The organism is Halosimplex pelagicum (genome assembly GCF_013415905.1).
Lineage (GTDB): Archaea > Halobacteriota > Halobacteria > Halobacteriales > Haloarculaceae > Halosimplex > Halosimplex pelagicum.
The window spans coordinates 1,173,339-1,198,245 of the sequence record NZ_CP058909.1; the positions used below are offsets into that span (position 1 = coordinate 1,173,339).

General features: G+C 58.7%; 18 protein-coding genes and 1 pseudogene. 8 read left to right on the top strand and 11 right to left on the bottom strand.

Features of this window, described 5'->3' with window-relative positions; translation table 11 throughout:
* Positions 1–42 precede the first annotated feature (42 nt).
* The 5 genes from HZS54_RS06005 (at position 43) to HZS54_RS06025 (ending at position 4,026) form a co-directional block, all read left to right on the top strand.
* On the top strand, positions 43–1,227 hold the full coding sequence (locus HZS54_RS06005; RefSeq protein WP_179921029.1) for an NAD-dependent epimerase/dehydratase family protein: 1,185 nt from the start codon (positions 43–45) through the stop codon (positions 1,225–1,227).
* A 4-nt stretch (positions 1,228–1,231) separates the two neighbouring features.
* Complete coding sequence (locus HZS54_RS06010; protein ID WP_179921030.1) at positions 1,232–2,206, top strand: NAD-dependent epimerase/dehydratase family protein; 975 nt, start codon at positions 1,232–1,234, stop codon at positions 2,204–2,206.
* 229 nt (positions 2,207–2,435) lie between these two features.
* Positions 2,436–2,714, top strand: a complete 279-nt coding sequence (locus HZS54_RS06015) for a DUF433 domain-containing protein (RefSeq protein ID WP_179921031.1) — start codon at positions 2,436–2,438, stop codon at positions 2,712–2,714.
* Entirely contained in the window at positions 2,714–3,055 is a 342-nt protein-coding gene (locus HZS54_RS06020) for a DUF5615 family PIN-like protein (protein ID WP_179921032.1), read from the top strand. The genes HZS54_RS06015 and HZS54_RS06020 overlap by 1 nt, the downstream gene beginning before the upstream one ends.
* 8 nt (positions 3,056–3,063) lie before the next feature.
* Positions 3,064–4,026 carry an NAD-dependent epimerase/dehydratase family protein gene (locus HZS54_RS06025; protein ID WP_179921033.1) on the top strand — a complete coding sequence of 321 codons (963 nt, stop codon included), beginning with the start codon at positions 3,064–3,066 and terminating at the stop codon, positions 4,024–4,026.
* A 53-nt stretch (positions 4,027–4,079) separates the two neighbouring features.
* Here HZS54_RS06025 and HZS54_RS06030 read toward each other — a convergent pair whose 3' ends face one another.
* Complete coding sequence (locus HZS54_RS06030) at positions 4,080–4,490, bottom strand: winged helix-turn-helix domain-containing protein (protein WP_179921034.1); 411 nt, start codon at positions 4,488–4,490, stop codon at positions 4,080–4,082.
* A 98-nt stretch (positions 4,491–4,588) separates the two neighbouring features.
* Between HZS54_RS06030 and HZS54_RS06035 the strand changes: the two genes are divergently transcribed.
* A complete protein-coding gene (locus tag HZS54_RS06035) occupies positions 4,589–5,209 on the top strand; it encodes a DUF7509 family protein (protein ID WP_179921035.1) in 621 nt (206 codons plus the stop codon).
* A 108-nt stretch (positions 5,210–5,317) separates the two neighbouring features.
* Here HZS54_RS06035 and HZS54_RS06040 read toward each other — a convergent pair whose 3' ends face one another.
* Both HZS54_RS06040 and HZS54_RS06045 read right to left on the bottom strand, forming a co-directional pair.
* Positions 5,318–6,490: a glycosyltransferase gene (locus HZS54_RS06040; RefSeq protein WP_179921036.1), complete on the bottom strand. Its 1,173-nt coding sequence runs from the start codon at positions 6,488–6,490 to the stop codon at positions 5,318–5,320.
* A 13-nt stretch (positions 6,491–6,503) separates the two neighbouring features.
* Positions 6,504–7,946, bottom strand: coding sequence for a sugar transferase (locus tag HZS54_RS06045; RefSeq protein WP_179921037.1), 1,443 nt, complete (start codon positions 7,944–7,946; stop codon positions 6,504–6,506).
* 252 nt (positions 7,947–8,198) lie between these two features.
* Here HZS54_RS06045 and HZS54_RS06050 point away from each other — a divergent pair, with 252 nt between their 5' ends.
* On the top strand, positions 8,199–8,543 hold the full coding sequence (locus HZS54_RS06050; RefSeq protein ID WP_179921038.1) for a helix-turn-helix domain-containing protein: 345 nt from the start codon (positions 8,199–8,201) through the stop codon (positions 8,541–8,543).
* Positions 8,544–8,787: 244 nt separating this feature from the next.
* Here HZS54_RS06050 and HZS54_RS06055 read toward each other — a convergent pair whose 3' ends face one another.
* The 7 genes from HZS54_RS06055 to HZS54_RS06090 all read right to left on the bottom strand — a co-directional run bounded on the left by HZS54_RS06055 (position 8,788) and on the right by HZS54_RS06090 (position 21,888).
* Complete coding sequence (locus HZS54_RS06055; protein WP_179921039.1) at positions 8,788–10,002, bottom strand: RNA-guided endonuclease InsQ/TnpB family protein; 1,215 nt, start codon at positions 10,000–10,002, stop codon at positions 8,788–8,790.
* A 141-nt stretch (positions 10,003–10,143) separates the two neighbouring features.
* Complete coding sequence (locus HZS54_RS06060; protein ID WP_179921040.1) at positions 10,144–11,289, bottom strand: ABC transporter permease; 1,146 nt, start codon at positions 11,287–11,289, stop codon at positions 10,144–10,146.
* Entirely contained in the window at positions 11,286–11,963 is a 678-nt protein-coding gene (locus tag HZS54_RS06065) for an ABC transporter ATP-binding protein (RefSeq protein WP_179921041.1), read from the bottom strand. Before HZS54_RS06065 ends, HZS54_RS06060 begins: the two co-directional genes overlap by 4 nt.
* Positions 11,960–13,777, bottom strand: a complete 1,818-nt coding sequence (locus HZS54_RS06070; protein WP_179921042.1) for a COG1361 S-layer family protein — start codon at positions 13,775–13,777, stop codon at positions 11,960–11,962. Before HZS54_RS06070 ends, HZS54_RS06065 begins: the two co-directional genes overlap by 4 nt.
* 368 nt (positions 13,778–14,145) lie before the next feature.
* Positions 14,146–16,599 (bottom strand): PGF-CTERM sorting domain-containing protein, encoded by a 2,454-nt coding sequence (locus HZS54_RS06075; RefSeq protein ID WP_179922949.1) that lies wholly within the window; start codon positions 16,597–16,599, stop codon positions 14,146–14,148.
* A gap of 360 nt (positions 16,600–16,959) precedes the next feature.
* Positions 16,960–19,416 (bottom strand): efflux RND transporter permease subunit, encoded by a 2,457-nt coding sequence (locus tag HZS54_RS06085; RefSeq protein ID WP_179921043.1) that lies wholly within the window; start codon positions 19,414–19,416, stop codon positions 16,960–16,962.
* Between the two features lie 432 nt (positions 19,417–19,848).
* Entirely contained in the window at positions 19,849–21,888 is a 2,040-nt protein-coding gene (locus HZS54_RS06090) for a COG1361 S-layer family protein (protein WP_179921044.1), read from the bottom strand.
* A 187-nt stretch (positions 21,889–22,075) separates the two neighbouring features.
* Between HZS54_RS06090 and HZS54_RS06095 the strand changes: the two genes are divergently transcribed.
* On the top strand, positions 22,076–23,638 hold the full coding sequence (locus HZS54_RS06095; protein WP_179921045.1) for a DUF7827 domain-containing protein: 1,563 nt from the start codon (positions 22,076–22,078) through the stop codon (positions 23,636–23,638).
* A 116-nt stretch (positions 23,639–23,754) separates the two neighbouring features.
* On the opposite strand, the pseudogene HZS54_RS06100 reads toward HZS54_RS06095, so the two are convergent.
* A pseudogene (locus HZS54_RS06100) lies at positions 23,755–24,876 on the bottom strand (RNA-guided endonuclease InsQ/TnpB family protein); the annotation flags it as partial.
* Positions 24,877–24,907: the final 31 nt, after the last annotated feature.

Here is a 24,907-nt window from a genome sequence, read left to right on the forward strand (position 1 = left end):
AACATATAACTGAGCGCAGTTACTCACAATCTGAGTAACTCAATGACGATCCTCGTCACCGGCGCCGATGGCTACATCGGCTGGCCGACCGCCCTGCGGATCGCGAACCGAACGGACGACCGCGTACTGCTCGTCGACAACTTCGCCCGCCGCGAGTGGGTCGAAGAGGTCGGATCGAAGAGCGCGACGCCCATCGCGGGTATCGACCAGCGCCTCGACGCGGCCGAGGACGTGTTCGGTATCGGCAACATGTCCTTCGTCGAGGGCGACCTCGTCGAGAAGTCGTTCGTCGACGAACTGCTGGCCGTCCACGAGCCCGACGTGGTGGTCCACGCGGCGGCCCAGCCGTCCGCACCCTACTCGCAGATCAACGGCGAGCGGGCCAACTACACCCAGCACAACAACATGCAGGCCACGCGGAACCTGCTGTGGGGGCTTGAGGAACACGACCTGACGGACACCCACTTCATCGAGACGACGACCACGGGCGTCTACGGCGCACCCGAGTTCCCCATCCCCGAGGGCGGCGCGGTCATGGAGAACGACGGCGAGCGCGACGAGGTGCCGTTCCCGGCGATGGCGGGCTCGTGGTACCACCTCACCAAGAGCCACGACGCCGCGAACATGCGCCTGGCCCATCAGCAGTTCGACATCCCCATCTCGGACGTGCGCACCGCCATCACGTACGGCACCGAGACCGAGGAGACTCGCGAGGACGACCGCCTGAAGACCCGCTTCGACTTCGACTACTACTTCGGGACGGTCGCCCACCGCTTCGCCGCCCAGGCCGTCGCGGGCTACCCCGTCACCGTCTACGGCAAGGGCGAACAGCGCAAGCCGTTCATCTCCCTGGAGGACGCCGTCGAGGGCCTCGCCAACCTCGCCCTCCAGGACCACGAGGAGCGACCCGACGACCTGACCGTCTACAACCAGGTCACTCGCGCCATCTCCATCGTCGAGATCGCCGAGACCATCGCGGGCGTCGGTTCGGAGTTCGACCTCGACGTGGCCGTCGAGCACTTCGAGAACCCGCGCGACGAGGACGAGACCCACAAGATGGAGATCGAGGACGACAACTATGCCGACCTCATCGGCGACCAGGCTCAGGACTTCGAGAGCGGCATCCGCGACGTGTTCGAGTCGCTGACGGCCCAGGCCGACACCATCGAGGCCCACGAGGACCGCTTCCTCCCGGGCGTCCTCGAAGACTGGGACGCCGAGGAGTAACGCCGTGGACGTACTCGTCACCGGCGGGTGTGGCTACATCGGGAGCCACCTCGTCCCGAAACTGCAGGCCGACGACGACGTCGACCGCGTGGTCGTCCTCGACAGCCTCGTCTCCGGATCGCCCCGGGCGCTCTTTGGCTGCTTCGACGACGGTCTGGATTTCCGCCGGGGCGACGTGCGTGAGTACGGCGATGTCGAGAGCGCGATGCGCGACGTGGATCGCGTGATCCACCTCGCCGCCATCACGGGCGCGGCGAGCACGCATGACTGTCGGGATGAGACCTTTGCCGTCAACTACGACGGCACCGAGAACGTTCTCACCGCGGCGGGCAAGCTCGGCGTTGACCACGTCGTCTTCGCCTCCTCGTGCAACATCTACGGCCGCGCGACGAGCACGGACATCGACGAGTCCGTCGACCCGGACCCGATCAACCCCTACGCCGAGACGAAGTACCAGTCCGAGGACCTGCTCGCGGAGCACTGCGAGGAGTACGACATGACCGGTACCGCCCTGCGGATGGCCACGAACTTCGGCTACTCGCCGGCGGTCCGGTTCAATCTGGTCGTCAACCACTTCGTCTTCCGCGCGGTCACGGGCCGGCCGCTGACCGTCTACGGCGACGGGTCGAACTGGCGTCCGTTCGTCCACGTCGACGACGCCGCCCGCGCCTACGAGCGAGCCGTCCGCGAGCCCAACGCCTGGGACGACCTCGTCTACAACGTCGGGTCGAACGACGGCAACTACCGCATCGAGGAGATCGCCGAGGTCGTCCGCGACGAAGTTGGCCCCGTCGACATCACCTACCTCGAAGACGAACACCCTGGCCCCTCCTACCACGTCAACTTCGACCGACTGGACGAGACGGGCTTCGAGACCGAACACTCCCTCCGCGAGGGCGTCCGTGACCTCGCGGACCGATTCCGCGAATCCGAGGCGGTGGCTGATACCGTGATCGGGACTCCAGACGAAAGCCGATGACAACCCTAGCCTGTTCAGATAGATCGGCAGATCGAGTCCTGAACAGCGACCGCGTAATGGCTATTACGTCGCATCGGTGGCAACGTAATAGGCCGATCCTTGCGGTAACTTCGGACGCTAACGACCACAAGGTGAATTGCGATCGGACCGTCCAAGGAATGAACAGCATGCGGAGTTATGCTCCAGGCGCGAAGGCAAGTTTATCCGTGAAACCGACGAATCAGAACGTATGACCGATATCGTCCACACTGACGGAGTACTCGGTGGAAAACCGCGCCTGAAAGGCCACCGTATCTCGGTCCTCCAAATCGCCGACATGGTTCTAGATGCGGGTCACTCTCCGGAGTACGTCGCGGATCAGCTCGGTATCTCGCTGTCCGACGTTCACACGGCGCTTGCGTACTACTACGACAACCCAGACGAGATGGACGAGATCCGGGATCGGAATGAGCAGCTTGAAAATCGACTACGCGAACAGGCGATAACGCCCGACCACGTGGAACAGTGATGACCCGGTTGCAGTTCTGCACTGACGAGAACGTTCCGAGAGCCTTCGTGAGCGCATTGGAATCGAACGGATTCGGAGTTATTCATGCAGCAGAGGAACGCGGCGAAGACACTATTGACGAGTCGCTTCTTCAGTGGGTGACTTCGGACGACCGGGTTCTGGTTACGAATGACCGGGATTTTGCGGAACTGCACACGGAATACGATCACGCGGGAATCGCAGTGTACTCGAATCAGTCGCTTACCCCAGGTGAGTTCGTTACGGCGATCCGCCGGGTTGACAGGCAACTCTCGCCGGAATCTGCTCGAAATGAACTCATCTGGCTCGATAGCTGGACATAATACTACACATGACAGACCAACGTACAGTCGCCGTCACAGGCGCAGCGGGATTCATCGGCAGTCGCGTCGTTTCCGAACTACAGCAGGCCCACCCCGACTGGGAGATCACCGCGCTCGACAACTTCTACCTCGGCGACGTGCGGGAGATCGGCGACGTGACCGTCGAACACGTCGACGTACGTAACCGCGGCCGCCTGGAGGAGGCGCTCTCGGGTGCGGACATCGTGATGCATCTCGCCGCCATCTCCGGCGTCGACGACTGCGAGGAGAACCAGGACCAGGCCTACGAGGTCAACGTCCAGGGGACGAACAACGTCGCGTGGTTCTGCCGGAAGACCGGCGCGGCGCTCGTCTTCCCCTACTCGATGGCGGTGCTGGGCGATCCCGTCGACTTCCCCATCACCGTCGACCACCGCCGTGACCCGATGAACTGGTACGGTCGGTCGAAACTCCTCAACGAGCGCGCCATCGAGACCTTCGCCGAGGGCGAGTTCCCCGCGCACCTGTTCCTCAAGTCGAATCTGTACGGCGAGCACGAGATCGACGGCCAGACCGTCTCGAAGGGCACGGTCATCAACTTCTTCGTCGGCCGCGCGAAGGACGGCGAGAACCTGACCGTCTACGAGCCCGGCGACCAGGCGCGCAACTACGTCCACGTCAAGGACGTGGCTCGCGCGTACGTCCGCAGCGCCGAACGGCTGGTCGACCAGCTCGACGCGGGCGAGACCGGCGTCGAGAAGTACGAGATCGCCAGCCAGGAGGACCCTGGCATCACGACCGTCGCGGAGATCGTTCGGGACATCGCGGCCGAGGAGATCGACTTCGAGCCCGAGATCGAACTGCTGGAGAACCCGCGTGACGAGACGCTCGTCAGCGAGTTCGAGGTGGACACGACCCGGGCTCGCGAAGAGCTTGGGTGGTCGGTCGAGTACTCGGTCGAAGATAGTATCCGCGAGTTGATTCGTCGCTGAGCTTGAATTCGAGTCCGTTCTTGTGTGAAACTCCTGCAGTTAGCGCGGGGTTGTCACCTCGTCGAACTGTCGTACATCCCTTCGAAGGCCTGCTCGCCGCGGATCAACTCGTCCACACCGTCGGTAAGCGTTACCTCGCCGAATACGGTCGCCTGATAATACGTGTACAGCCCGTCCTGCCCGCGCTCGGTGCGTTGGCGTTTCTCGATGAGACTGACATCGACGAGTTCGTTGAGGTGATAGTGAAGGGTACTATCGTCGATCTCGAGTGCGTCTTCGAGCTCCGTCGGACTCATCTCGCCGCTGTGAACGAGTCGATACAGGATCTCGTAGCGGGTGCGATGGCCGACGGCGGCGTGCATCGCGAGATACTCGTCGAGCGTGAGAATGCTCTCTTCGGGTAATAGATCCTCCGGATCGTCCGGGGGGGAACCGTCGACCGTCCGCGTTTGATCCGTCGCCATCGTACGTCACACTACGATCTTGATTCGTTTAGTCGTTTTCAAGCCAAAATCTCTCGAAAACACGGACTTTTATATAGTAACGCTTGCCATACCCACCTATGACCGTCGAGATCACGCGCGAGCTGATCGCCGATCGGCTCGGTCGTGTGACATATGACCGCTTTCTCTTCTACCTGATGGGGCCGTACAAGTCGTTCAACCTCAACTACGTCCTCAGTGAGGAGGAGCGTCGTGAGATTGATATCGACGATCTCCCGGGGCCCCTCCGCCGACTCTTCCGGAACAAGGACGACATCAACGCGGCGCAGACCCTCTTGCGCCGAATACAGGGAGCGCTTCGCAGCGACCCGGGCGTGAACGCCTTCCTCGCACTCGATGTCGATGTGGACACAGACGACGTGGACGCTGTGACACAGAGCATCGAATATGCACGATGTAGCAACGCGACGGCGTTCGTGTTGCCGTTTCTCGGCCACAATTTCGGTGTCGGCGAAGAGGCCGGCAGCATCCTCGAAAACCTCGGGGATGAACACGGCGAACGGCTGATATTCGTCCACGAGGACGACGTAACGAGTGCGATGATCCGATCGGCGCCAGTTCGGTGGGATCTGCGCGTCGAGACTTACGAAACCGAGGACGAACTCATCGCCAAACTCCGACGGTTCGCCGGCGGGATTATGCACCGCGAGCGGCGTGGGGAACTCGAGCGACTGGATTGACCATTCCCTGCATCGCACGCGGTCTGAACTCCCGAGTCGTGGACTCCTCAGATTCGCAGCCCGGCAACAGGACTCTCGTGCCGACGAGTTCGCGTAGCTGTCGGGCTTTCACTCCTGCGCGATCCGCTGGAGGTGCTCGGTCGTCCGCTCGACAGTTGTCTCCCAGTCGTAGCCGTCTTCGACGACCGCACGCGGCGAGTACGCCTCTCGTTGCTCCGTCACGGCCACCAGCGCGTTCGTGAACCCGTCCACGTCGCCCACGGGGACAGTTTCCCCGCCGCCGTCGACGATGCTCGTGAGCTGGTCGAGCGCGCTCGTAACCACGGGCACGTCGCTCGCCATCGCCTCTAACACCGTGCGCGGTAGCCCCTCGGCCTCACTCGGCAACACGAGCGCGTCGGCCGCTCGGTAGACCGCGGGCATCGCCTCGTAGGGGAGGTGGCCCAGAAACTGGACTGCGTCGCCGAGGCTGCGGTCGCGAACCTCCCGTTTGAGGTCCTCGCGCAACGGCCCGTCACCGCAGATGGTGAGGCCGGCGTCGGGTGCCCGTTCGCGGAGTCGCTCGAACGCCGCGAGCGCGTCGCCCGGTCGTTTCCCGTCGACGAGACGGCCGACGAACAGAACCACGGGGTCACCAACCATGTCGTCGTGTCCCGGCCCGTCCGGCGTGAACCGCGCCGTGTCGATCCCGTTCGCGACGACTTCGACCGGGACCGAGACCCCGAGATCGCGGAGCCGGTCGCGGTCCTCGTCGGTGTAACAGAAGGCCACGTCCGCGCTGTCGAAGGTCCAGCGCCCGACCGTCCGGAGGTACCAGTCGAAGACCCACTTGGGCGCCGTCTGGGAGTACAGGCCGTGGTTCGTGACCGCCAGCGGCGTCCCCGACAGCCGACGGGCGAGCGCCGCGAGGTTCGTCGAGAAATAGAGATGCGAGTGGGCGTGGACCACGTCGTACTCGCCCGCCCGCCGGAGGAACTGCGCGACGCCCGCGGAGAGGGCGTTCCCGAGCGGCTCCGCGGTGGGCGGAAACCGGACGACTGTGTAGCCGTCGCGCTGTTCGACGTGGGGCCAGTCCCCGTCGGCGTCGGGCGCGACCGCCAGCACCGTCACGTCGTGGCCCATCGCGGCCTGGTCGCGACTCAGTGCGTGGGCGTGATACGCTCCGCCGCCCGCCACGTCGGGGTAGACCTTCTGTGCGACCCGCAGGATCCGGAGCGTGCGCGCTGTCTCCTCGGATATCCCCGACCCTGTGTCCGCACTCCCTCGACGGTCGCGCGTCATCGGGCGTGGTGACTCATCGCTCGGTGTTAGGTCGGACGGTTCGGACCGCGTCGGCGCCGACGTCCCACAGCTGTCGGATCACGATCTTCAGGTCGAACCAAAAGGACTGCCGGCGGATGTACTCCACGTCGTAGCGGAGCTTCTCCTCGGGGTCGTGGCCGGTCGCGTCGTTGATCTGGGCGAGCCCGGTCAGTCCCGGCCGGACGAACCAGCGTCGGCGCCACGTGTCGGCGGTCGTCTCCATCTCCGTATCGAGTTCCGGCCGCTCCGGTCGCGGGCCGACGACGCTCATGTCGCCGACGAGGATCGACCACAGCTGAGGGATCTCGTCGAGGTGGGTCTGCCGGAGGAATCGGCCCACGCGAGTGACCCTGGGGTCGACCTCCCCCGCGTCCTCCTCGCTCAGTTTCGGACCCGTGGCGGATTCGGCGTCGACGACCATGCTCCGGAACTTGTAGACCGGAAAGCGGTCGCCGAACTCGGCGGTGCGCTCCTGGCGGTACAGGACGGGGCCGGGGCTGTTGAGCCTGACGGCGAGGGCGACGGCGGCGATCACCGGCGCGAGGACGACGAGTCCCGTCGCGGCGAAGGCGATGTCGAACGCGCGCTTGACGACGTAGTCCTGGGTGTCCCACGGTTCCAGGTCGATGTCAAGGAGTTCTCTCTCGGAGATGCCGCTGGTCAGCACGCTGTCGGCGTGGTCGCGGTGGACCTTCGCGACGACCCCGTGTTCGTAGCAGGTGTCGAGCGTCCCGAAGAACTCCATGCGGTCGGCGTCGCCAAAGGCCAGCACCGCCGTGTCGACGTCGTAGGCAACGAGAATCTCCTCCAGTCGGGAGAGGCCACCGAGACACTCCAGCTCGGCGAGGGGGTCTTCCTCAACGACGACGCCTCCGTCCGTGAAACTCTGCCCGTCCAGGCCGGCCCCGCTCTCCCGGCCCGCGAACGGCGAGACGTAGCCGACCACGTCGGGCTCGGCCGTCGCGAGCACGTCCGCCATCACCGCCGGGTCGTCGCCGACGATGACGGCCCGCTCGGTGCCCGGCGGCCGCCGCCGGATCGCCGCCATCGCCACCGGCAGGACGAGGAAGAGCAGCCCGGTCACGATCATCAGCGTCGACCGCGGGAGCTTGTAGGTGTAGTTGTAGTAACCCAGCGCGGCGAGACCGACCATCGCCAGCAGGACCCGCTTCTGGGTCAGGAGGATGGTGTCGAGGATCCGTCGCGGACGCGGTTTGAAGACGGGCCACATCGCCGCGCTTACGACGCCGATCGTCGTCGCAATGGCGACCGCGAACTGCCCGCCCGTGAGGACCGACGGCGCCGGCCCCCCGAAGTAGGGGACCAGCGCGAACAGGTTCTGGACGAGCGAGTGGTTCGCGACGACGAGTGCGAGGAGCGTCAGGGCTACGGTCGCCCCCACGCTCGCGACCCGATACTGCCACCGCGAATTCATCATCTCGTATTGTCAAACTATCCCATATAAGTACTACGCCCTAATTATTGTCTTTGAGGGCCACACATGTTTGCGATCAGGCACATGTAATATATTCGGAACCTTGAAGTGAACCGCCTCGGGGTCAAGCCCCGAGGCACTCGACCTGCTCCGCCTGTAGAGCGGAAAGATACCGATAAGTAACTGATGTCACTATCGAATCCGGTTTCAACTTGGGTTGTCAAGGTGAATTCGATTCATGGAGGATATTCAATGACCTCCCATACAACGGGTCCCGATAGATGCGACCGCTGCGATAGTATTGAATCAACCAACCCAACAGCGGAACCACTCGTTGTTGGTGAGATCGGTCAAGAACCAGTCTGTCATCTGTGCCGACGTGATGAATTATCTGAAGAGACGATTCTCTCCGAATCCGAGGCGCTTGTCGTCGCACTGAAAGAACTTGGCGATCTCCCACACAGCACTATCGCGAAGCAGTTTGGATTAGCAAAATCAACTGTCGACGAGTACAACCGCCGTGCCGATAATAAACTCGCGCTCGCGAAACAGACCGTCGAGACACTGAATTCGAGCGTGACATCCGCTTCGGAGTAGATGGCGAGAACTTCAGCATAGTGGGGCCCGATCTGCTACCGGCGGTATTGAGATTCTTTTCGTACAACAAGCCAAGGCTTCAGCTGTTGGTAGATGACGAAAGCCCCAGATAAGTGTACGCCTCCATACTGCCTTCATGGGCCGATAGCTGAATCCCGACGTGAGCAATCCTCGTGCTTTGGGGGTGAAGTCACCAACCCAGGGCTAGCGCCGTGGGCTTGTCGGTGGACTCCCGTTCTGGCCGCTACTGGGCGGCAGGCGAATACTCGCCGTTCACGCTCAGCGTCCCCGACTTCAGGGCGAGGTGACGGGTCGCCCCTCCGTGCGGAGACTTCTGCCCCGCACGGAGCTGTCGAACGCCGACGTTCTTCGCCGCGTTGTAATCGGCGTTGACCTCGTAACCGCACTTCTGACAGCAAAACCGCGACTGTGACGACCGATTCTCCGCCAGCGTCGTCCCGCACTTCGAACACCGCTGAGACGTGTACGCTGGGTCGACTTGCGTCGTCTCGATGCCCTCCGCTTCGGCCTTGTAGGCCACGTAATCATACAACCGCCGGAACGCCCACGCGTGGAATTGCTTCGCGTTGGGCATCCGCTCGCGGATGTCGGTCAACTCCTCGAAGACGATCGTCTCGCAGTCGTGGGCGAGCGCTTCCTGAACGATGGCCTTCGAAATCCGGTGCAGATAGTCCTCGACCCATCGCGTCTCGCGATCGCCAAGCCCTTCGAGCGTTCGATGGGCTGATTCTGTCCCGGTCTGCTGGAGGTTCCCACGGATGCGTTCGTACTCCCGGCGACGGTGGTTCAGGAAGCCACCGCTCCAGAACTGTCCGGTCGAGGTGACGGCGAGCTGTTCGATACCGAGGTCGACACCGAGGACTGTGCTGTGCTCGGCATCGCCAGTGTCCGGCATCTCGGACTCCACCTCGGCCCTTGTGCCGATGTGGAGGAAGAACGTGTCCGTCGCCTCGCGGTACTGGAGCGTCGCGCCCGTAATTTCATAGTCGTCGTCGCGGAGGTACTCCGTCTGGGGATTGTCCCCCTCGGGCGGGAGGATATAGTCGGCCTCGATGCGGCCGTCGACCGTCGAAAGCGAGACGTGGTCGTCGTGGAAGGTGGCGCTGCGCTTGTCGTAGCGGACCGACCGCGTGGTAAACTGCGGTCGCGAGGCGTCCTTGCCCGCTTGCCAGCGCGCGACGACGCCCTTGATAGCCTCGGCAGCCTTGTTGCGCGCGGACTGGACGAGATTGGCCTGTAGTCTCGTCTGCTCGCGCACGTCCGAATAGGTCCGCTCGTGGAGTTGTTGTTTGGACGTGGGCTTGTACTCGTCCTGCCAGGCGTCCCCGACGACGTAGTTGGCCGCCCAGAGGTACTCTTCGATGGTCTCCTGGAGGAGAGCTGCGTCGCTGTCGTCGACCGCGAGTTTGACGACGACAGTTCGCCGCACCTCCACCATACTTCATATAACGAGCTGTAGATTTATATTATTTTCTGAATTGTGGGGGAGTCTGCCTGTCATCGGTCGTGGAGTGTGTCGGTGTCGTCGGCTTCCTCCCACGACTGAAGTCGTGGGTTTCCGCCTTGCTACTCTATGAGGTCACCCTCGAAGCGCCTCAACAGGCGGGTCGTTCGCAGCCTTCCATGCGGGATATAATCCACTCAGTACACTTGCTGTGACTGCAAACCCAAACCCGTACAAGAGGTACTTGGAACTACTCCAGTCAAGCACACCAAGTGCGTTACCCATGATGTAGTGGAATATTACCGCTCCCGTTATAAGTGACATAGCAGCACCAACTAAACCGCCAACCGCACCCATCAGGGCCGCTTCAGTCAGGATCATTCGCAGAACCTCGCCACGACGGATCCCTACAGCTCGGAGAACGCCGATTTCGCCCCGCCGCTCAACTGTGCTCATTAGCATCACATTGAGGATCGCGACACTTGCAACTACGAGCGAGATTCCACCGATCGCCAACAGTGCGAGCGACAGCGTATTGAAGAACCCGCCGATCTGCCCTGCTCCTCCGAACGTATTGATGCTCAATTCTTCTTCCTCTTCTGTATTGAAGTACTCGTCAAGCCTGTTTCCGATCTCGGTAGCAGTACTACTATCGGCGGTGAGGATTGTAACGGAATCGTAGTAGTTCTGCTCGGAAAGTGCTGAAAGCGGCAGGACGAGTTCGCCACCACCAGGGCCGAACGTCGGGCCGTCGGGTGCGATAAATCCCTGTATTCGGTAGAGACTCTCATCGTACTCGACCGGATCACCGGCCTCAAGACCGAGCCTGGTGGCCGTCGTGCTGCTAATTAGCGCACCACTTCGGAAACGTTCGGGCGCATCACCGGACGAAAGGTTATACAATGCGGCTGCGTTCGTCACTCCTGTAACTTGTAACCACGCTTCTTGGCCGCCTCTTGATGTGATTGTTGTCGAATTCGACTTCTGGGGAACCACTTCTCCGTTGCTCACGAGATTTCGAATTGTCTCAACCTGATCCTCGGTTACCCCATCGGTATCACTATCCTGCCCTGACCTGATCGTCACCTCATCCCCGATGCTGCCGAGTTGGGACATCGCCTGCTGTTGGAGTGCGACGGTTGCCATCCCCAGCGAGCAGATCGCAACCACACCGATGATGATCCCAAGCGCCGCAAGGGCGGTCCTGAGCCTGTTACGCCCGAGATTACGCCATGCCATCTGTGCGCTGGGGAATCGCCAGAGGAGATCTGCGATACTCATGTACGGGTTACCTCTTGAATAACCCCGTCGACGAGTCGGACGGTGCTGTCAGTGTAATCAAGCATCTGTTCGTCGTGGGTAACAGCGACGATCGCGACATTTTCCTGCTCTTTCAGTCGCGTTAATTCCTCAAGGATCGTCTCTCCGGTATCCTGGTCGAGATTCCCTGTAGGCTCGTCTGCAAGTAGAATATCGGGTTCGTTGATCAGCGAGCGCGCAATGGCGACGCGTTGTTTCTGTCCCCCAGATAGCTGATCTGGTGTGTGGTTGACCCGATCATCAAGGCCAACTCGGCGAAGAAGTTCATTCGCACGCTCATGGCGGTCAACTGAGGTGTCCCACATCGACGGCAGTTCGACGTTTTCTGTTGCTGTGAGCATCGGCAACAGGTGAAAATCCTGAAAGACAAACCCGATCCCAGTCCGACGCTCTTCGGTAAGCTCGTCTTCAGAGAAATCAGTCACCTCCCGATCGTCAAGGCGGACAATCCCCTCCGTGGGCGTATCAAGTAACCCGATGAGATTTAGCATCGTACTCTTGCCCGAACCTGATGGTCCGATAACAGTGACCATCTCGCCGCGTTTGGCGCCGAAGTCGACGCCTTTGAGCGCTTCGATCGTCTCCGCGCCGTTCTGATATCGCTTGACCACGTCTTCGAGTTCGATGACGCTCATGAGTGTTGACGCCATCGACGGATGCCAAAGGCAACGACGCCGATTACGACTACACCGAGTGCGACCGGAAGCATCGACAGCAGCCCCCCACCGGACCCACCAGGGGGGCCTTGTCCGCTGCCACTACCTGGGGGTCCCTGGCCAGCCCCAGCCTCAGCACCCGGTCCAGGTCCAGGCATAGCCATGGACGAATTGCCGGATTCAACTTCTACTTGTTGGGTTGTCGTCATTCGTTCGCCATCGACGATATAGGAGAGTTCAATTGGCACCGCAGAGGCATCTCCCTGTGGTTGTGCCGTTAGTTCAAAGGTGGCAAACTCGCTCGCCTCGACAGTCCCGACGAAGTATTCACTTCCTTCGTTGTCCCCCTGAATGCTTATCAGGACGGACTCGGCATCAGTGCTCCCGACGTTTGAGGCGTCGCCCTCGATCGTGACTCGCGGGCCTACCTGCATCGTTTCGACGCTAGTCAGTCGTATCTCACCCAGGACTTCTTCCGTCAGATCTGCTGTGGTCGATGTTTCGTGGATCTCTCCGACAGATTCATAGGTCGCCGTGAAGTTGGCGGTTCCTCTAACTTCATTAGCAATCTCGAAGTGTGTCGACCCACTTCCTTCCGGTCCAATATCCGCGAGCAGTCTCTTCGCGATGACATCGCCGTCTGCAGTTGCCGTCACTTGAATATCTGAGAACACCGTGTTTCCGAAATTCGTCAGCTCGACAGCCGTCTCACTGTTGTTCGTGGTGACAGAGAGCCCCGCTTCGACATGTGGCTCCTCAACGTCAACTGCGATGGTGTTCTGGACGGTTCGGGTATAGCCCGCGGCAGTTCGGTAGGTTACTTCAGCGGTGAGCGGTTGCTGTCCAACCTTTGCGAACTCCGCGTTATACGTAAACGAGCGTTGTGATCCCGAACCGATCGATGCCTGCGTTCGCTCCGTATTCTCGACGGATCCATTCCCACCGAGAACAACTTGCACACTCGAGATCGGCCCTGAACGGCCGTTCGAAACCGTGACATTGACCGGTGTCTCATCACCTGCCGCCGCATCGGTTGTCGAAAAGGACACTGAAACCTCATCCGGGTTCACCACGCTGACCGAGACAGATTCTGTGATGGTCCGGCTCACATCGCCTGCAATAGTATACGTGAGGTTTCCCCTGATGATGTGTCTTCCAGGTTCGTCGAAGGCCACATCATACTGGAATGATTTTTCCGAGGCGCCCTCGATAGAGGCCGTAACCCGTTCTGCTTTGTCAACCGCAGGGGACCCGCCCAGTTCGAGTTGGACGTTGCTGATTGCGTCCGATCGGCTATTAACTGTGGTCACGTTCACTGATGTACCGCCGGTAACAGCTTCAGCCGTATCGAACTCTAATTGGACATCATCAGGTTCTTCGACAGTAACGTATACGGGGTGTCTATAGATATGCGTCTGTCCGTTGCCATCTCGGACGACCGCACGAACTGTCAGACGCTTTTCCCCGGGCTCATCAAATGTGAGTGACAGTGGAATTGAAACCGATCCGTTTGGTTGGATCTCACTGAAATCGTCCGTCTCCGCTTCGACTGACGATGTCACCGTTTTCTGAACTGAAAGCCCAATGACCTTGATAGCGCCTTCATTTCCGTTTCTGTTTGTGATTGTTGTCGAAATCGTGACTTCCTCACCCGGTGCTGGATCGCTTGGTGTAAGCGAAACATTCGAGATCGCGGCGTCTGGTTGGGCGGCTGTTGCTGGGAGGGGTATAATTGTGATACTACTGGCAAGGGTTACTACGACAAGTATCCAAACTGGGAGGGACCGTTTCATCTTTTGATCTTTTTGTTTCTTTTTGAACGTCGTGCTGATCCTGTGTGACTACTTGGTATTGGATGTACAACAGCTGGCTGTACATCTTCTGCCTTGGAGGGTATATTCTGGTAAGGGAACGGAGGTATTAAATAGTGATCCTCTAGCTACACGGATTCTAACTTCTGGCTCTGAACGATGAGGCCACCGCTGCCATTACCAGTAGTTCAGCGGTAGAAAGGGCTTCTACTGACAAGTCCACTCCCCTGCCATAGTCGATCACAGTGCGGTCTCTTAGTGGCTAAAGATGGCTGTTGCTACGTATTTCGGTTTGGATCGTTCAATAAAAATGGACGGCTAAGGACCGGACGAAGTCCGGTTAGTTGCTATCAGTCTCGGCGGCGCGTCGCGATGAGCGCAGCCGCGAGCAGGGCGATCAGCGAGACGACGACACCGAAGCCAGGACCGTCACCGGTCGTGGTCGGGGACGGCGTCGTGTCGCCACCGTCGTCACCGTCGGACGGTGCGTCGGTCGGCGTCGCGGTCGCCGTCGGCGTCGGCTCGGGCGTCGGCGTCGGCGTCGGCTCAGGCGTCGGCGTCGGCGTCGGCGTCGGCTCAGGCGTCGGCGACGGAGTGGCCGTCGGCGTCGGCTCGGGCGTCGGCGTCGGCGTGCTGATCTCTTCGACGACGCTCACTTGAGTAGAGGCCGACGTTTCGTCGCCCTCTATCGCGAACGTGTAGTTGCCAGTCTCGACATCCTGGAGGTTCGCGTTGAACGACCAGGTACCCTCGTCAGAGACCTCGATCTGACCACTGACAACGGAGTTGCCGTCGTCGTCAGTCATCTCCGCGAAGAGGACCGTACCCGGTTCGCGGTTGGAGGTCCCGTTGAAGACAGTCGGCGACGGGGTGACCTCGCTCACATCCTCAACGGTGATGCTCGGGCTACGTGCAGTCAGGTTCGCACGTGCGATATCGTCATTGTATCCCGTGGCATCGTGCTTGTCCAGGATGATGGCAACTGCATCTTCCTGGGTCATACTATCCTCGTTAATCGTCGTAACGATGGTGCTCGGGTCCCAGCCACCATCTCCCTGCTGGACCGGGACGTACCGACTGTCGCCACCGGTTCCGACAACGATGAGGTTGTGGGTACCCCGACGGTTGAAGCCATCGAGCTCTTGACTGAACTCGTTGCCCTCGATGTCGAGAGACTCTTGCTCGACATCGCCACGCGGTCCAACGGTGTAGACAACGGCCTTACTCTGGCCGAAAGCACCGCCGGAGAGCGTCACACTGTCGTCACTGACGGCTGCGATGTCCGTCCGCGAGAGGCTTGCACTCAGGTTGCCAGCGACGGTCTGGATGGAGGTCGAGGCCGTCGGAGTGACCGTGTCTCCCCAGGCGTCGCTATCAATGATTTCAGCATTCTCCTCAGGGGAACCAGGAGCAACCCCGATACGGTAGCTGCCGGCGATTGCGAGTTCACCGTCAGCGGTCGCTTCGAGGTTGAACTCACCGTCTTCATCGATATCCACCGTGTCGTCATCGACGGTGATCTGGTGCCACTCGGTGCCAACTTTGGCGTACGGGGTGACACTGTCGATCTCCGGAGCCGACCCATTCATCATGAAGTCTTCGTTGACTGCAATCGGTGAGTCAACGTTATCGAGGGTGATCGTCTGCTCGGCCACCTCAAGGTCTGCCTCAGCTAGCGTATCCTCACCGCGGATAGCTGCCATCTGCTCCTCCTCGGTAGGGTTAGTAGCGTCAGGGGTAACTGCTTCAACCGTGAGAGTCGAATCGGCTTCGAAGTCCGCCGATCCGAGGCGGACACGGTCCTCACCGTCATCTCCGAGGTCGACCTGAGCGTAGATGTATTCGGACTGTGAATCGTAGTCGGCGTCGCTGAAGCCGTTCTCGAAGACACTATCGAGGATGGCGTTCTCGTTCGAGTCTTCGCCTTCCTGGATAACTTCAGTGTCCAGATCATCACTGTCGATCCGGATCCACGGCGTTGCGCCGGGGTTCCCGGATACGTTCAAGACAGCGTTTTCGCCCTTGATGATGGAAGAACTATCGAACTCGAGGTTTGCGTCGTCCTCGCCAATCGTGAACGTCACCGTCTGGCTTGCACCGATGTCATCACCTTCAGCGGTAACGTCATAGGTGCCCGGCGGAAGGTCCTCAACATCGATTTTCACGAACTCATCATCGGTGTTGTCCGGGAGGAGGATGTTGTTAGTCTGGTCGGCTGCGTCAACCTCCTCGGAATTCTCGGTGAGGGCGCGGTCAGTGATGTTGAACCCTTCCTCGTCTTCGACAGTCACCGAGACTTTATCAGCGACCTCGAAGTTGTAGTCGGGTTCGATGGTAAGGTAATCCGTGTCGCCGATGCGACCGTTCTGCACTTCGGCCCCATCGGTATTGAGTCCCTGATAGATGGTGACACCGCTCATTTCACCTTCTTGGACGGAAATGTCAGTACTGCCACCTACCGTGCCAGATGCATCATCCCCGCTTGCACCTGCGGTTTGGATGTCGTATGCACCGGTACTGAACTCACCAGTATCGACAGTGGACGGATCCGATACAGTGATGATATCACCATCAGCATCTCCGGACGTGCCGTAGAAGACGATGCCTTGGTTATCGGAGATATCACCAACCGGTGTGAAGTCGAGGTCGCCTTCCCCGACAAACACCGTTTCTGGCAGGGTCTCTACGTTACCTGCACCACGATCTGCAGCCACAGTTCCGGACAGCGCGATGGTCCCGGCGAATACCGAGGTAACCATCAGCGCAGCCAGGATGAGGCCGCGTAGTTTATCTTGTGTTGTCATAGTTTCTTTTGATTTCGTCTTGTCCCGTGTGAGATTTCGCCTCAATTGCCACCGCCTTTTGAGACGGTGGTTTGGAACTACTCTCTTACACAGTCGGGTAGGGGTACGGGTATTTGTCCTCCCCATTTTGTAATAAGCTTTGTGTACTCTCCACTGTATGGTAGCGGTTTACGAATCTCCGTAGTAGCTCCTCCTTTCTGAATTTACGACGATAATTTGGTGCCATCAGAAGCATCGAAGAGAGCGGAACGACTGAGTAGCGCAGTTGGGGAGACAGTGAATCAAACTACTTGCGCGGGTACGTGGAACGCCTTGCGGAGTCCACCTACTTCACTTTGGAAAGAAGGTGTCCGAAACCACTCAGGACAGCCGATGAGTTGCTTGCTCCCAGAGAACGGCCACAGACGGCGTAATGAGTACTGACGCGAGGAACGAGAAGAACACTGCGAGGGCAATAATCAAGCCAAACTGGCCGAGCACAGGCGTTATCGCCAGTGCCAAGATCCCCGTTCCAGTCGTCGTTGTCAACATACTGCCCGCAAGCGCACCACCGGTTCCGCGAACAGTTCGCTCTAATGCTTGATGGATATCGTCTGCGGACTCGTACTCTTCGGCGAATCGATGGACGATGTGGGCCGAGTAGTCAATCCCGAGGCCGACTGCGATCGAGAGTACCGTGCCCGTGAGCGCGTTAAATGGGATTCCGAAGAACCGCATCGAGCCAGCAATGTAGACAACAGTCACGAGAATCGGGACCAGATTGACGAGTCCCAGCGATGGGCGTCGCTCAAGCACCCAGTAGATAGCGATCAGAAAGACTGCAGTGACCGCTAAGGCAGCGGCGAGGCTTTGGACAGCCGAGGAAAGGATAACATCGGACACAGCGGCAAACACTAGCGTCTGCCCAGTTGCGGTCGCATCTAATCGGAACTTCGAAGCCAATTCTTTCCCGTCAGCCGTGATCTCACCTTGCGTGGCGTCAGCTTCCGTGGAATAGACCACGCGCGTGGATCGATAATCTTCGGTGATATAATTGAGCGCTTGCGATCGGCTCGAGGAACTGAGCAAGTAATTGTACACCCGCTCCAAATTCTGGTCCGGGATTCCGTCGCTGTTGAGATCATTCTGATTGACGATCCGAGCGAACTCCGGGTCCTGTTCGACACGGCTTGTGATAACTGAGACGATGCTATCGGGCTGTGCCCGCCGGTTATTTGAGACGACTGCTGGTGGTGGATCCGCGCTTGCCCGATGGATCTGTTGTAACGTGTCCGCTTGTCGAAGTGGCCCCTCAATATAGATCGTGAGGCTGCTCCCTTGACTCGCCTCGAAATTGTCTTCGAGATAATTGAGCGTCCGGGTCACCGTATACTCCCCAGGCGCAAACGGTTCCGGAAGCGCCTCAACGTAGTCGGGGTTCTCTTCCGGCGGCAGGAAATCCTCATTTGAGAATGAGGTATCGACCCCGGTGCCGTAGGCCCCAACGGCGACACTCGAAACAAGCACCAGCGCAAGGAACGCTTTTGGCGTCCGCTTTGCAAACCAGTTCCCAATCATGAGAAACCGAATTAGGTACGAGTCGCCACTCCCGATCGGTGCGCCACCGAACGACGGAATGTTGAGCCGCTGGCGTAGATTATCGAGCAAGATCTTCAGCGACGGCAGGAAGACACCGAAGATCAGGAATGTGAAGATCATTCCAATGCCTGCCACCATCCCGAAGTCACGAATGGGGCCGAGGTCGCTGATCAGATTCGCGCTAAACCCGATGACAGTCGTCCCAGTGACGATGAAGAATGCGATGAGCAACTGGTCGGTTGCAGTCCGCATCGCTGGCCGAATGGCGACGTCTTGGACTCGTTCCTCTCGGTACCGATTAACCGTGTGAATCCCAAAGTCGATCCCGACAGCCAGCAACAATACTGGGACAGCAATGAGCATCTGGCTGAATGCGATTCCAGCCAGGCCCATGAAGCCAAACGTCCACAGCAGCGCCATTGCGAGGGAGATTATGCCGAGCAACAGATCGACTGGGTCTCGATACGAGAACGTGAGGAAAATTAGAATGAGGAGTGCCGCTGCAGGGACGACGATGGCCATCGAATCCCCAATCACATTCGCTAACTCCGCTGAGATGATGCCACTCCCAAAGACAGTGAAGTCTCCTTTGGTGTTCTGTGCGACGTCCTCGACAGTCAGCTGAATCGATGTGAGCGGACTGTCACCCGTCGCACCAGCAGACGAGGAGAGTCCGCCCGGGATATTGTGTTGGACACTTGCGATCGTCGCCGATGCAGATGCCGCTTGGCTATTGAAGTCGTTACTGACTAACCCTGTGAAGCCGGGCGTCTGAGCTGCCTGCTGGATCGTCCGATCGAGCGTTGCTGGTGTGGCCGACTCGATGGCTCGCTGTTGGGCAGCAATCGTTGTTGCTTCCGGGTCAAGGCGCTGTGCGATGATCGTCGCAACGCTCGATTGGCCAGAGACACGCAAGTCCTCTCGAGCCTCGATTCGCTCTTGTAGGGTGAGCAGTTGTAGGAGTGAAGGCTTCGAGAGGACGTTTTGACTCTTATAGATGACCTGTGTGTTCCCAGTGTCGCCAGCAAATGGGTCAGCAACGAATTGCTCGTTTACCTCCTCGAACGCCTCCTGAGCAGGAATGCCCTCCGCGAACTGACTCGTCCCTGAATCGGTGCTCACATTTCCAAGTCCCCCAGCGAATCCGACTGAGAGCACCAGAAAGATAGCAACGACTGTCTTCGGTCTGTCGACTATCCAACTATCTGCCGTCTCAAGCAGGGTATCGACCGAGATCATGAATTGGGGGAGAGACCTCTGTCAGTAGGCGCGTGCGGAAGCCGACAGTTGTGAACTGTTTTCCGGTTGGTGGCGGGGATAGCCCCACCGCAAGCACTGTCCTTCATGGGGATGGGGGCAGTGACGTATGCTACATCGACCAGATTAGTCGACACAGAGGTGCCGCCGTAGGTCGGCCCTGCACAACGGGATTGTGGCGACGGCGCTCCGGCCGCCATTCTGGGGCCATGAAGCGCCCGACTCCACGCTGGAGTACCACGAAGTGAGACGCCAGCGGCCTGCACTAGATCCGGTCCAGTGAGTGTCCGCTGGGGCGACCTGTGCTGTTCGTTCCGGCGGAATCGGCACTGTTGCTCCCGCTGCGGTCTGGCGTAGGTCAGTTGCTGGAAATCCATCATTGGAGGAATGTCACGGCCAAAAGGCCATGGTTGTTTACCCCTGCTTTCGGCGGACATAGAAGCCTACCGCTGCAACCACTCCGATAATCAAAACGCCAATGATGAGGAGTGGGGGCCCGCCACCACCGTTGTTGTCAACCGGTTCGGTGATGTCGAGGGGGACCTGGTAGGTGTCGGAAAGCACCGTGTCGCCGTCGGGTTCTTCGTACTGGAAGTCCATCTCGACGGGTCGCGGGCGAGCGGCCGCACCGCTGGCGACACTCATGTCGAAGGCGATGGTCGCCGACTCACCAGGTTCGAGGACAGGAATGTACGACTCGTCGGAGCTGGCCGAGACCGGGGCGTCGACGTACGCTTTAGCGTTGATGTTCCGCAGCGTTTTATCATAGCTGTTCGTGAGTCTGATCTCGACGGGTCCGCTCGCCCCGGCTGTCAGCGTCGCGTTCGTCCCAGTGACGGCGAAGACATCCTGCTGTTGGCCGACATCAAGCTGGTTGTTGAGCGTCTTACTGGAGACCTGTGCGCCATCCGCGTCCTCATAGTTGACCGTGAAGCCGAACTGGTAGGGCCCTGCATCGATACTTTCGGTCGCCGTCACGGGGAAGCGGACGGTCGCCGACTCACCGTTGGTGAGATCGCCGACCGGATACGTGGTTCGCTGTGGTTCCAGCCCGGTCGCCGGCGCCTGGAATTCGATGACCGCGTCATCGACAACCCCCGTTCTGAGCTTCGTGATCGTTGCAGTGACGTTCCCCTCTTCGCCCGCGCGGAGCGTACTCGAAGCGTTTTCGAGGCGGAACAAGTCGCGCTCTTCGCCAATAACGACTTCTGACGTGAGAGAGTCACTGCTGAACTGTGACCCCGTCCGGTCTTCGTAATCGACAGTAAAGCCGAACTGATACGGTCCCGAGTCAGTGTCATTCGGCACGGTGACTGGGAAGCGAACCGTGGCGGACTCGCCGGATGGGAGGTCGTCAATGGGGAAGGAAGTCCGCTGGAGTTGCAGTCCTTGGTCAGCGGCCTGGATATTCACGACAGGGTCGATAGCTGTCCGTGGGCCAGTGTTGGTGACTGTCGCGGTGACATTGCCGTCTTCCCCGACGTACAGCGACCCGGAGACACCGGCGATGCTAAAGCGTTCGCCCGACTGGATATCCCCACCGAGCGTGATCGGGTCGGCCGAGCCTGCGAGGCCATTCGGCGTTTTATACTCGATCGAAGCCTGAATCGAATATTGATCAACAGAGGGTGCGGAGGACGAGAGGATGCGAACGGATGCATTATACGATTCGTCGGGCGCTAATTCGGGGATATAGATGTTCGTTTGACTCTGTGAGGAGCCACCACTGGCCTGGGCTTGGGATTGTGAGCCGCCAGAGAATTGAACGGCGGGATTTTGCGAGGTGAGCCCAACGGTAACTTCCTCGGCACGTTGCGTCCCCGTGTTGGTAATCGAGAAGTTGATGTAATCCGAACCACCCGAGTGGATTTGGCTTGCGCCGTCGTCTGAGAGTGAGAACGCTGGCCGCTCGCCGACAACGATCCTGGGGGTTTTGGTCTCGGCTTCCGTGTAGTCGACGTTCTCGATGTTCGAGTAGCCCGATTGTGTCACCTCGTAGTTGACGATGCCAGTGTAGGCGTATTTGATGTCGACAGGCAGTTTATACGAGCCTGGCTCGAGATCCTCGCCGGTTTCGACGGTAAACACTGCCTCGCTGACGCCGCCACTTTGTAGCGTCCCTAACGTGACGGTGCCTGATTTGATGTTGATCGGTGCATCGATCTCGCTTTCATCGATAGAGACGCGGACGTTGCGGGCGGTTTCGACCCGCTGAACGAACTGTTGTGGGCCCGAGCGAGACACCTCGCCAGCGTTCGAGAGCGAGATAGTCACGTCACGCTCCTCACTCGGTTCGAGCTGATTCCCTTGGATGTTCGCGGAGATATCCGGGCTTCCAATCACCTGTTCAACTTGCCCTGCAACGGGGATCGCAGTGAGAGCAACGGAGCTAACGAGCAAACATATCATCAGGAGCTCTGCTACTGGTGGCACTTTCGACCTGAATGAGGGCATGTGATTAACTAATCGATTAGTGCATTCGCTCATATGCCTTTTGCATTTTGCAGGCGGAACCGACCGGATGCCCTAGAGACTTGAGAAGGAGGCTCACAGCGGTACCAGCGTGGAAGTCCACGGCCTCAGCCGTTGGTAGCCGGCGGGAGCACAAAACATATACCCACATAATCGGATCGCTCTATGTATGATAACGAAAGATCAGTCCGGTGCAGTCATTTTTGCCGTTTTACTCTGTCTTTCCGCTCTTTCGCCTACCGCTCTAGGGTCTTCAATTTCAGCTCAGGAGGTGGATGCGAAGATCGATCAAAATATAATTCAGGAAGAAATTGGAGATGTTGCAACAATACCGATTTCGCTCACAGAGGGGAGTGATGCATCGCTAGCCATCTACGGGGCAGGTATTGAATACAACGTCACCGTCCACGATACGGATTCGGATGGAAACATAACTGTCTATCTTAACACTCATACATTCAATGAGGGGTCCGGAGGAGGGTTCTCGGTTGCAACGGGCGATTCACTCAAGTCTGTGAATAAATCATCATACGCACCGTTAGCACAGGGCAGGTATACACTCGTTTTGTCGGCGGGTAGCACCCGGCAGGACACATCGGCCCTTGAGTTGCAGACTGGTAGGTTCAGGGATGGTGTGCTCCGTGCAACACCACAGGATGTCCCGTCAAATACGACTGCAATAGTCAAGAATTCGCATCCAGTGGATAATACAGTTGCATACGGCGATACTGCGGTTGTTGAATTTACCGCCGAAGGAATCAACGGTATCGCGAACTTCACCAATCCTCCTGGAAGACAGCAGATCTACACGCAGCGAGATCCAACTGGAAACTCGTCCACTCATACAGCCACGTTCTCAAATCCGAGTTCTGAGATGCAATTTTCGTCTCTTTCGGTTACATACGAGGATCGACAGAGGAGCATCCCAGAACTGTCTAATGCCAATATTACGCACTTTGGTATCGATGTCGATGATAACGGTCAAATCGACCGCGATCTACAATCGGCTATCAGTGCAGCTACGATCTCTGAGAATACGATTTCTCTCGAGCTATCGGAAACAATTGAGCTCCCTGCAGACGGTGACGTACTAATTCAGTATGGAAACATAACGGATCCTGATACGTCGGGTCAGTACCCGGTGACCGTACAAGTCGGTTCAGCCGTTCAGTCTGGAAGCATCTCGTACGGGATGGCTGGGCTCGGTGAGTTCGGTAATGGTGTCGGCGTCGACGTAGAAAGCACAATGTCGACACCGATTGTTGAGCCGATGGCATATCAGTATCTTAGCGATAGCAATGACAAGGTCTACCTCTTATTCAATACCTCTCAGTTTACCCAACCGCGGAACGCTACTATTGATGTTACGCTTTGGAAACAAACAACGAAAGGAACTGAGGCCGAGCGATCCCGCAGTATCTCTACTAGCTTTCGAATAGTTAATCGAACCGCTACTGTGGATGTGACAAACAAGTCGACTTGGAATGTTAGCGAGTCCAAGGCGCCTGTGTCGGGAGAAACTACACTCGCTCCGGGAACCGAAATTACAGTTGAACTTCGAACTGAGGGGGACTCTCGCGAACTCTTAACCCGGTATACAACTGTCGGGAAAAATCGGACCTTCACCACACAATTTGACCTCTTCAACCAAATCCGCGAAGGTACAATCAGCATCATCGTAAAACACCGGGAAGAACGAATTAGCAAGATATACCGGCTGATATATAATTAGCCGTGCTCTTGTTTTCTATACTTTGGTTACATTATTGACCCCCCAATCGACTAATCTTCCACTGTTGACATCCTCCTCCGCCTGAAGGCGGAGGAATCCCGACCGCAGTTGGGATATTAGGGTTTGCAGTCTACCACTTGTGCCTGCGGTTGGAATCCGCTGGACAAGTCATACAGGTAGACTCCGGGCTGTGCCAACCAGCCGGTACTCCTATCTCCACCTAAATCGGGTGCAGACTCGGAGTTACGTTGGTTCAAGTCGAGACGGATGTTCTCCGCCCCGTTCACGTCGGCGTTGAACGCCGAGTCACACGCCACACACACGTACAGACCGTGTTCAACACGCTGGCTGTCGTCTTCCCTACCGCACACGCAACACGTCTTGCTCGTGTTGCGTTCGGATACTTCTACGACCTCGATTCCCTCGACCTTTGCCTTGTATTCGAGAATCGAGCTGAAGCGGTCGAACGCCCACCCGTGCAAGTCGAGGTTCCCGTGCCGACCCCAGTTCTTCGACTCGCCGTTCTCGTCATCGCGGACGCCCTCCAAGTCCCCGACGTTGATGCGCCCAACTCCTTTCTCAACACACCGTTTAACGATGTGTTTCGCCAAGGAGTGGAAGAAGTGTGTACGACGTTCCGACCACTTGTGATGTAGTCGCGTGGCTCTGTCGCCACTCGAGTCGTCGCACTTGGCGATCTCCTTCGGGAAGTAGTATCCGTCCTGTTTCAGGCGGTTGCCGGGGTACAGGTCGGCGTCATCGGTGCTGTATGCGACGGCGGCGAAGTTGCTGATGCCGAGGTCGATACCTGCTGTCTCGTTGCCGGGAGCGTTGGGCGTCTCAAGTTCGTCTTGACAAACGAGGTGGAGTTCCCACCGCTCCTTCTGCTGGTCGTAGACGGCCCTAACTTGTTGCAGGTTCTCGACCGTGACGCCGGGACGTGTTTCGTACTCGACAAGGATGTATTCCCACGCTTTCGGGTGTTCCTTGTGATTCGCGCCCTTCGAGAGGCGAACACGGTTGTTCTTGGTGTCGTGGCGGATACCATTCTGTTTCCACGTTACCGTTGAATGTGGGTGTTCTTCGTGGACGCGGTTGCCCTGTTGGTCGTAGTAATTTTTCTTGCGGTAGCCGGGCGGATTCGCTCGGTCGTCGGACTTCCGCTTACCGTACCACGAGTTGAAGGCTTCAGCGAGTTCCTCCAGAACCCGCTGACTGGACTGCGAATGCAGTCCCTTGGGCCGTGTTTAGACGCTAGTAAGAGCGGTT

What these genes read in the sequence shown, in the direction of transcription:
- HZS54_RS06005 (WP_179921029.1), top strand. Translation starts at nt 43, where the DNA reads ATGACGATCCTCGTCACCGGCGCCGATGGCTACATCGGCTGGCCGACC.
- HZS54_RS06015 (WP_179921031.1), top strand. Translation starts at nt 2,436, where the DNA reads ATGACCGATATCGTCCACACTGACGGAGTACTCGGTGGAAAACCGCGC.
- HZS54_RS06020 (WP_179921032.1), top strand. Translation starts at nt 2,714, where the DNA reads ATGACCCGGTTGCAGTTCTGCACTGACGAGAACGTTCCGAGAGCCTTC.
- HZS54_RS06025 (WP_179921033.1), top strand. Translation starts at nt 3,064, where the DNA reads ATGACAGACCAACGTACAGTCGCCGTCACAGGCGCAGCGGGATTCATC.
- HZS54_RS06030 (WP_179921034.1), bottom strand. Translation starts at nt 4,490, where the DNA reads ATGGCGACGGATCAAACGCGGACGGTCGACGGTTCCCCCCCGGACGAT.
- HZS54_RS06035 (WP_179921035.1), top strand. Translation starts at nt 4,589, where the DNA reads ATGACCGTCGAGATCACGCGCGAGCTGATCGCCGATCGGCTCGGTCGT.
- HZS54_RS06040 (WP_179921036.1), bottom strand. Translation starts at nt 6,490, where the DNA reads ATGACGCGCGACCGTCGAGGGAGTGCGGACACAGGGTCGGGGATATCC.
- HZS54_RS06045 (WP_179921037.1), bottom strand. Translation starts at nt 7,946, where the DNA reads ATGAATTCGCGGTGGCAGTATCGGGTCGCGAGCGTGGGGGCGACCGTA.
- HZS54_RS06050 (WP_179921038.1), top strand. Translation starts at nt 8,199, where the DNA reads ATGACCTCCCATACAACGGGTCCCGATAGATGCGACCGCTGCGATAGT.
- HZS54_RS06055 (WP_179921039.1), bottom strand. Translation starts at nt 10,002, where the DNA reads ATGGTGGAGGTGCGGCGAACTGTCGTCGTCAAACTCGCGGTCGACGAC.
- HZS54_RS06060 (WP_179921040.1), bottom strand. Translation starts at nt 11,289, where the DNA reads ATGAGTATCGCAGATCTCCTCTGGCGATTCCCCAGCGCACAGATGGCA.
- HZS54_RS06065 (WP_179921041.1), bottom strand. Translation starts at nt 11,963, where the DNA reads ATGAGCGTCATCGAACTCGAAGACGTGGTCAAGCGATATCAGAACGGC.
- HZS54_RS06070 (WP_179921042.1), bottom strand. Translation starts at nt 13,777, where the DNA reads ATGAAACGGTCCCTCCCAGTTTGGATACTTGTCGTAGTAACCCTTGCC.
- HZS54_RS06075 (WP_179922949.1), bottom strand. Translation starts at nt 16,599, where the DNA reads ATGACAACACAAGATAAACTACGCGGCCTCATCCTGGCTGCGCTGATG.
- HZS54_RS06085 (WP_179921043.1), bottom strand. Translation starts at nt 19,416, where the DNA reads ATGATCTCGGTCGATACCCTGCTTGAGACGGCAGATAGTTGGATAGTC.
- HZS54_RS06090 (WP_179921044.1), bottom strand. Translation starts at nt 21,888, where the DNA reads ATGCCCTCATTCAGGTCGAAAGTGCCACCAGTAGCAGAGCTCCTGATG.
- HZS54_RS06095 (WP_179921045.1), top strand. Translation starts at nt 22,076, where the DNA reads ATGATAACGAAAGATCAGTCCGGTGCAGTCATTTTTGCCGTTTTACTC.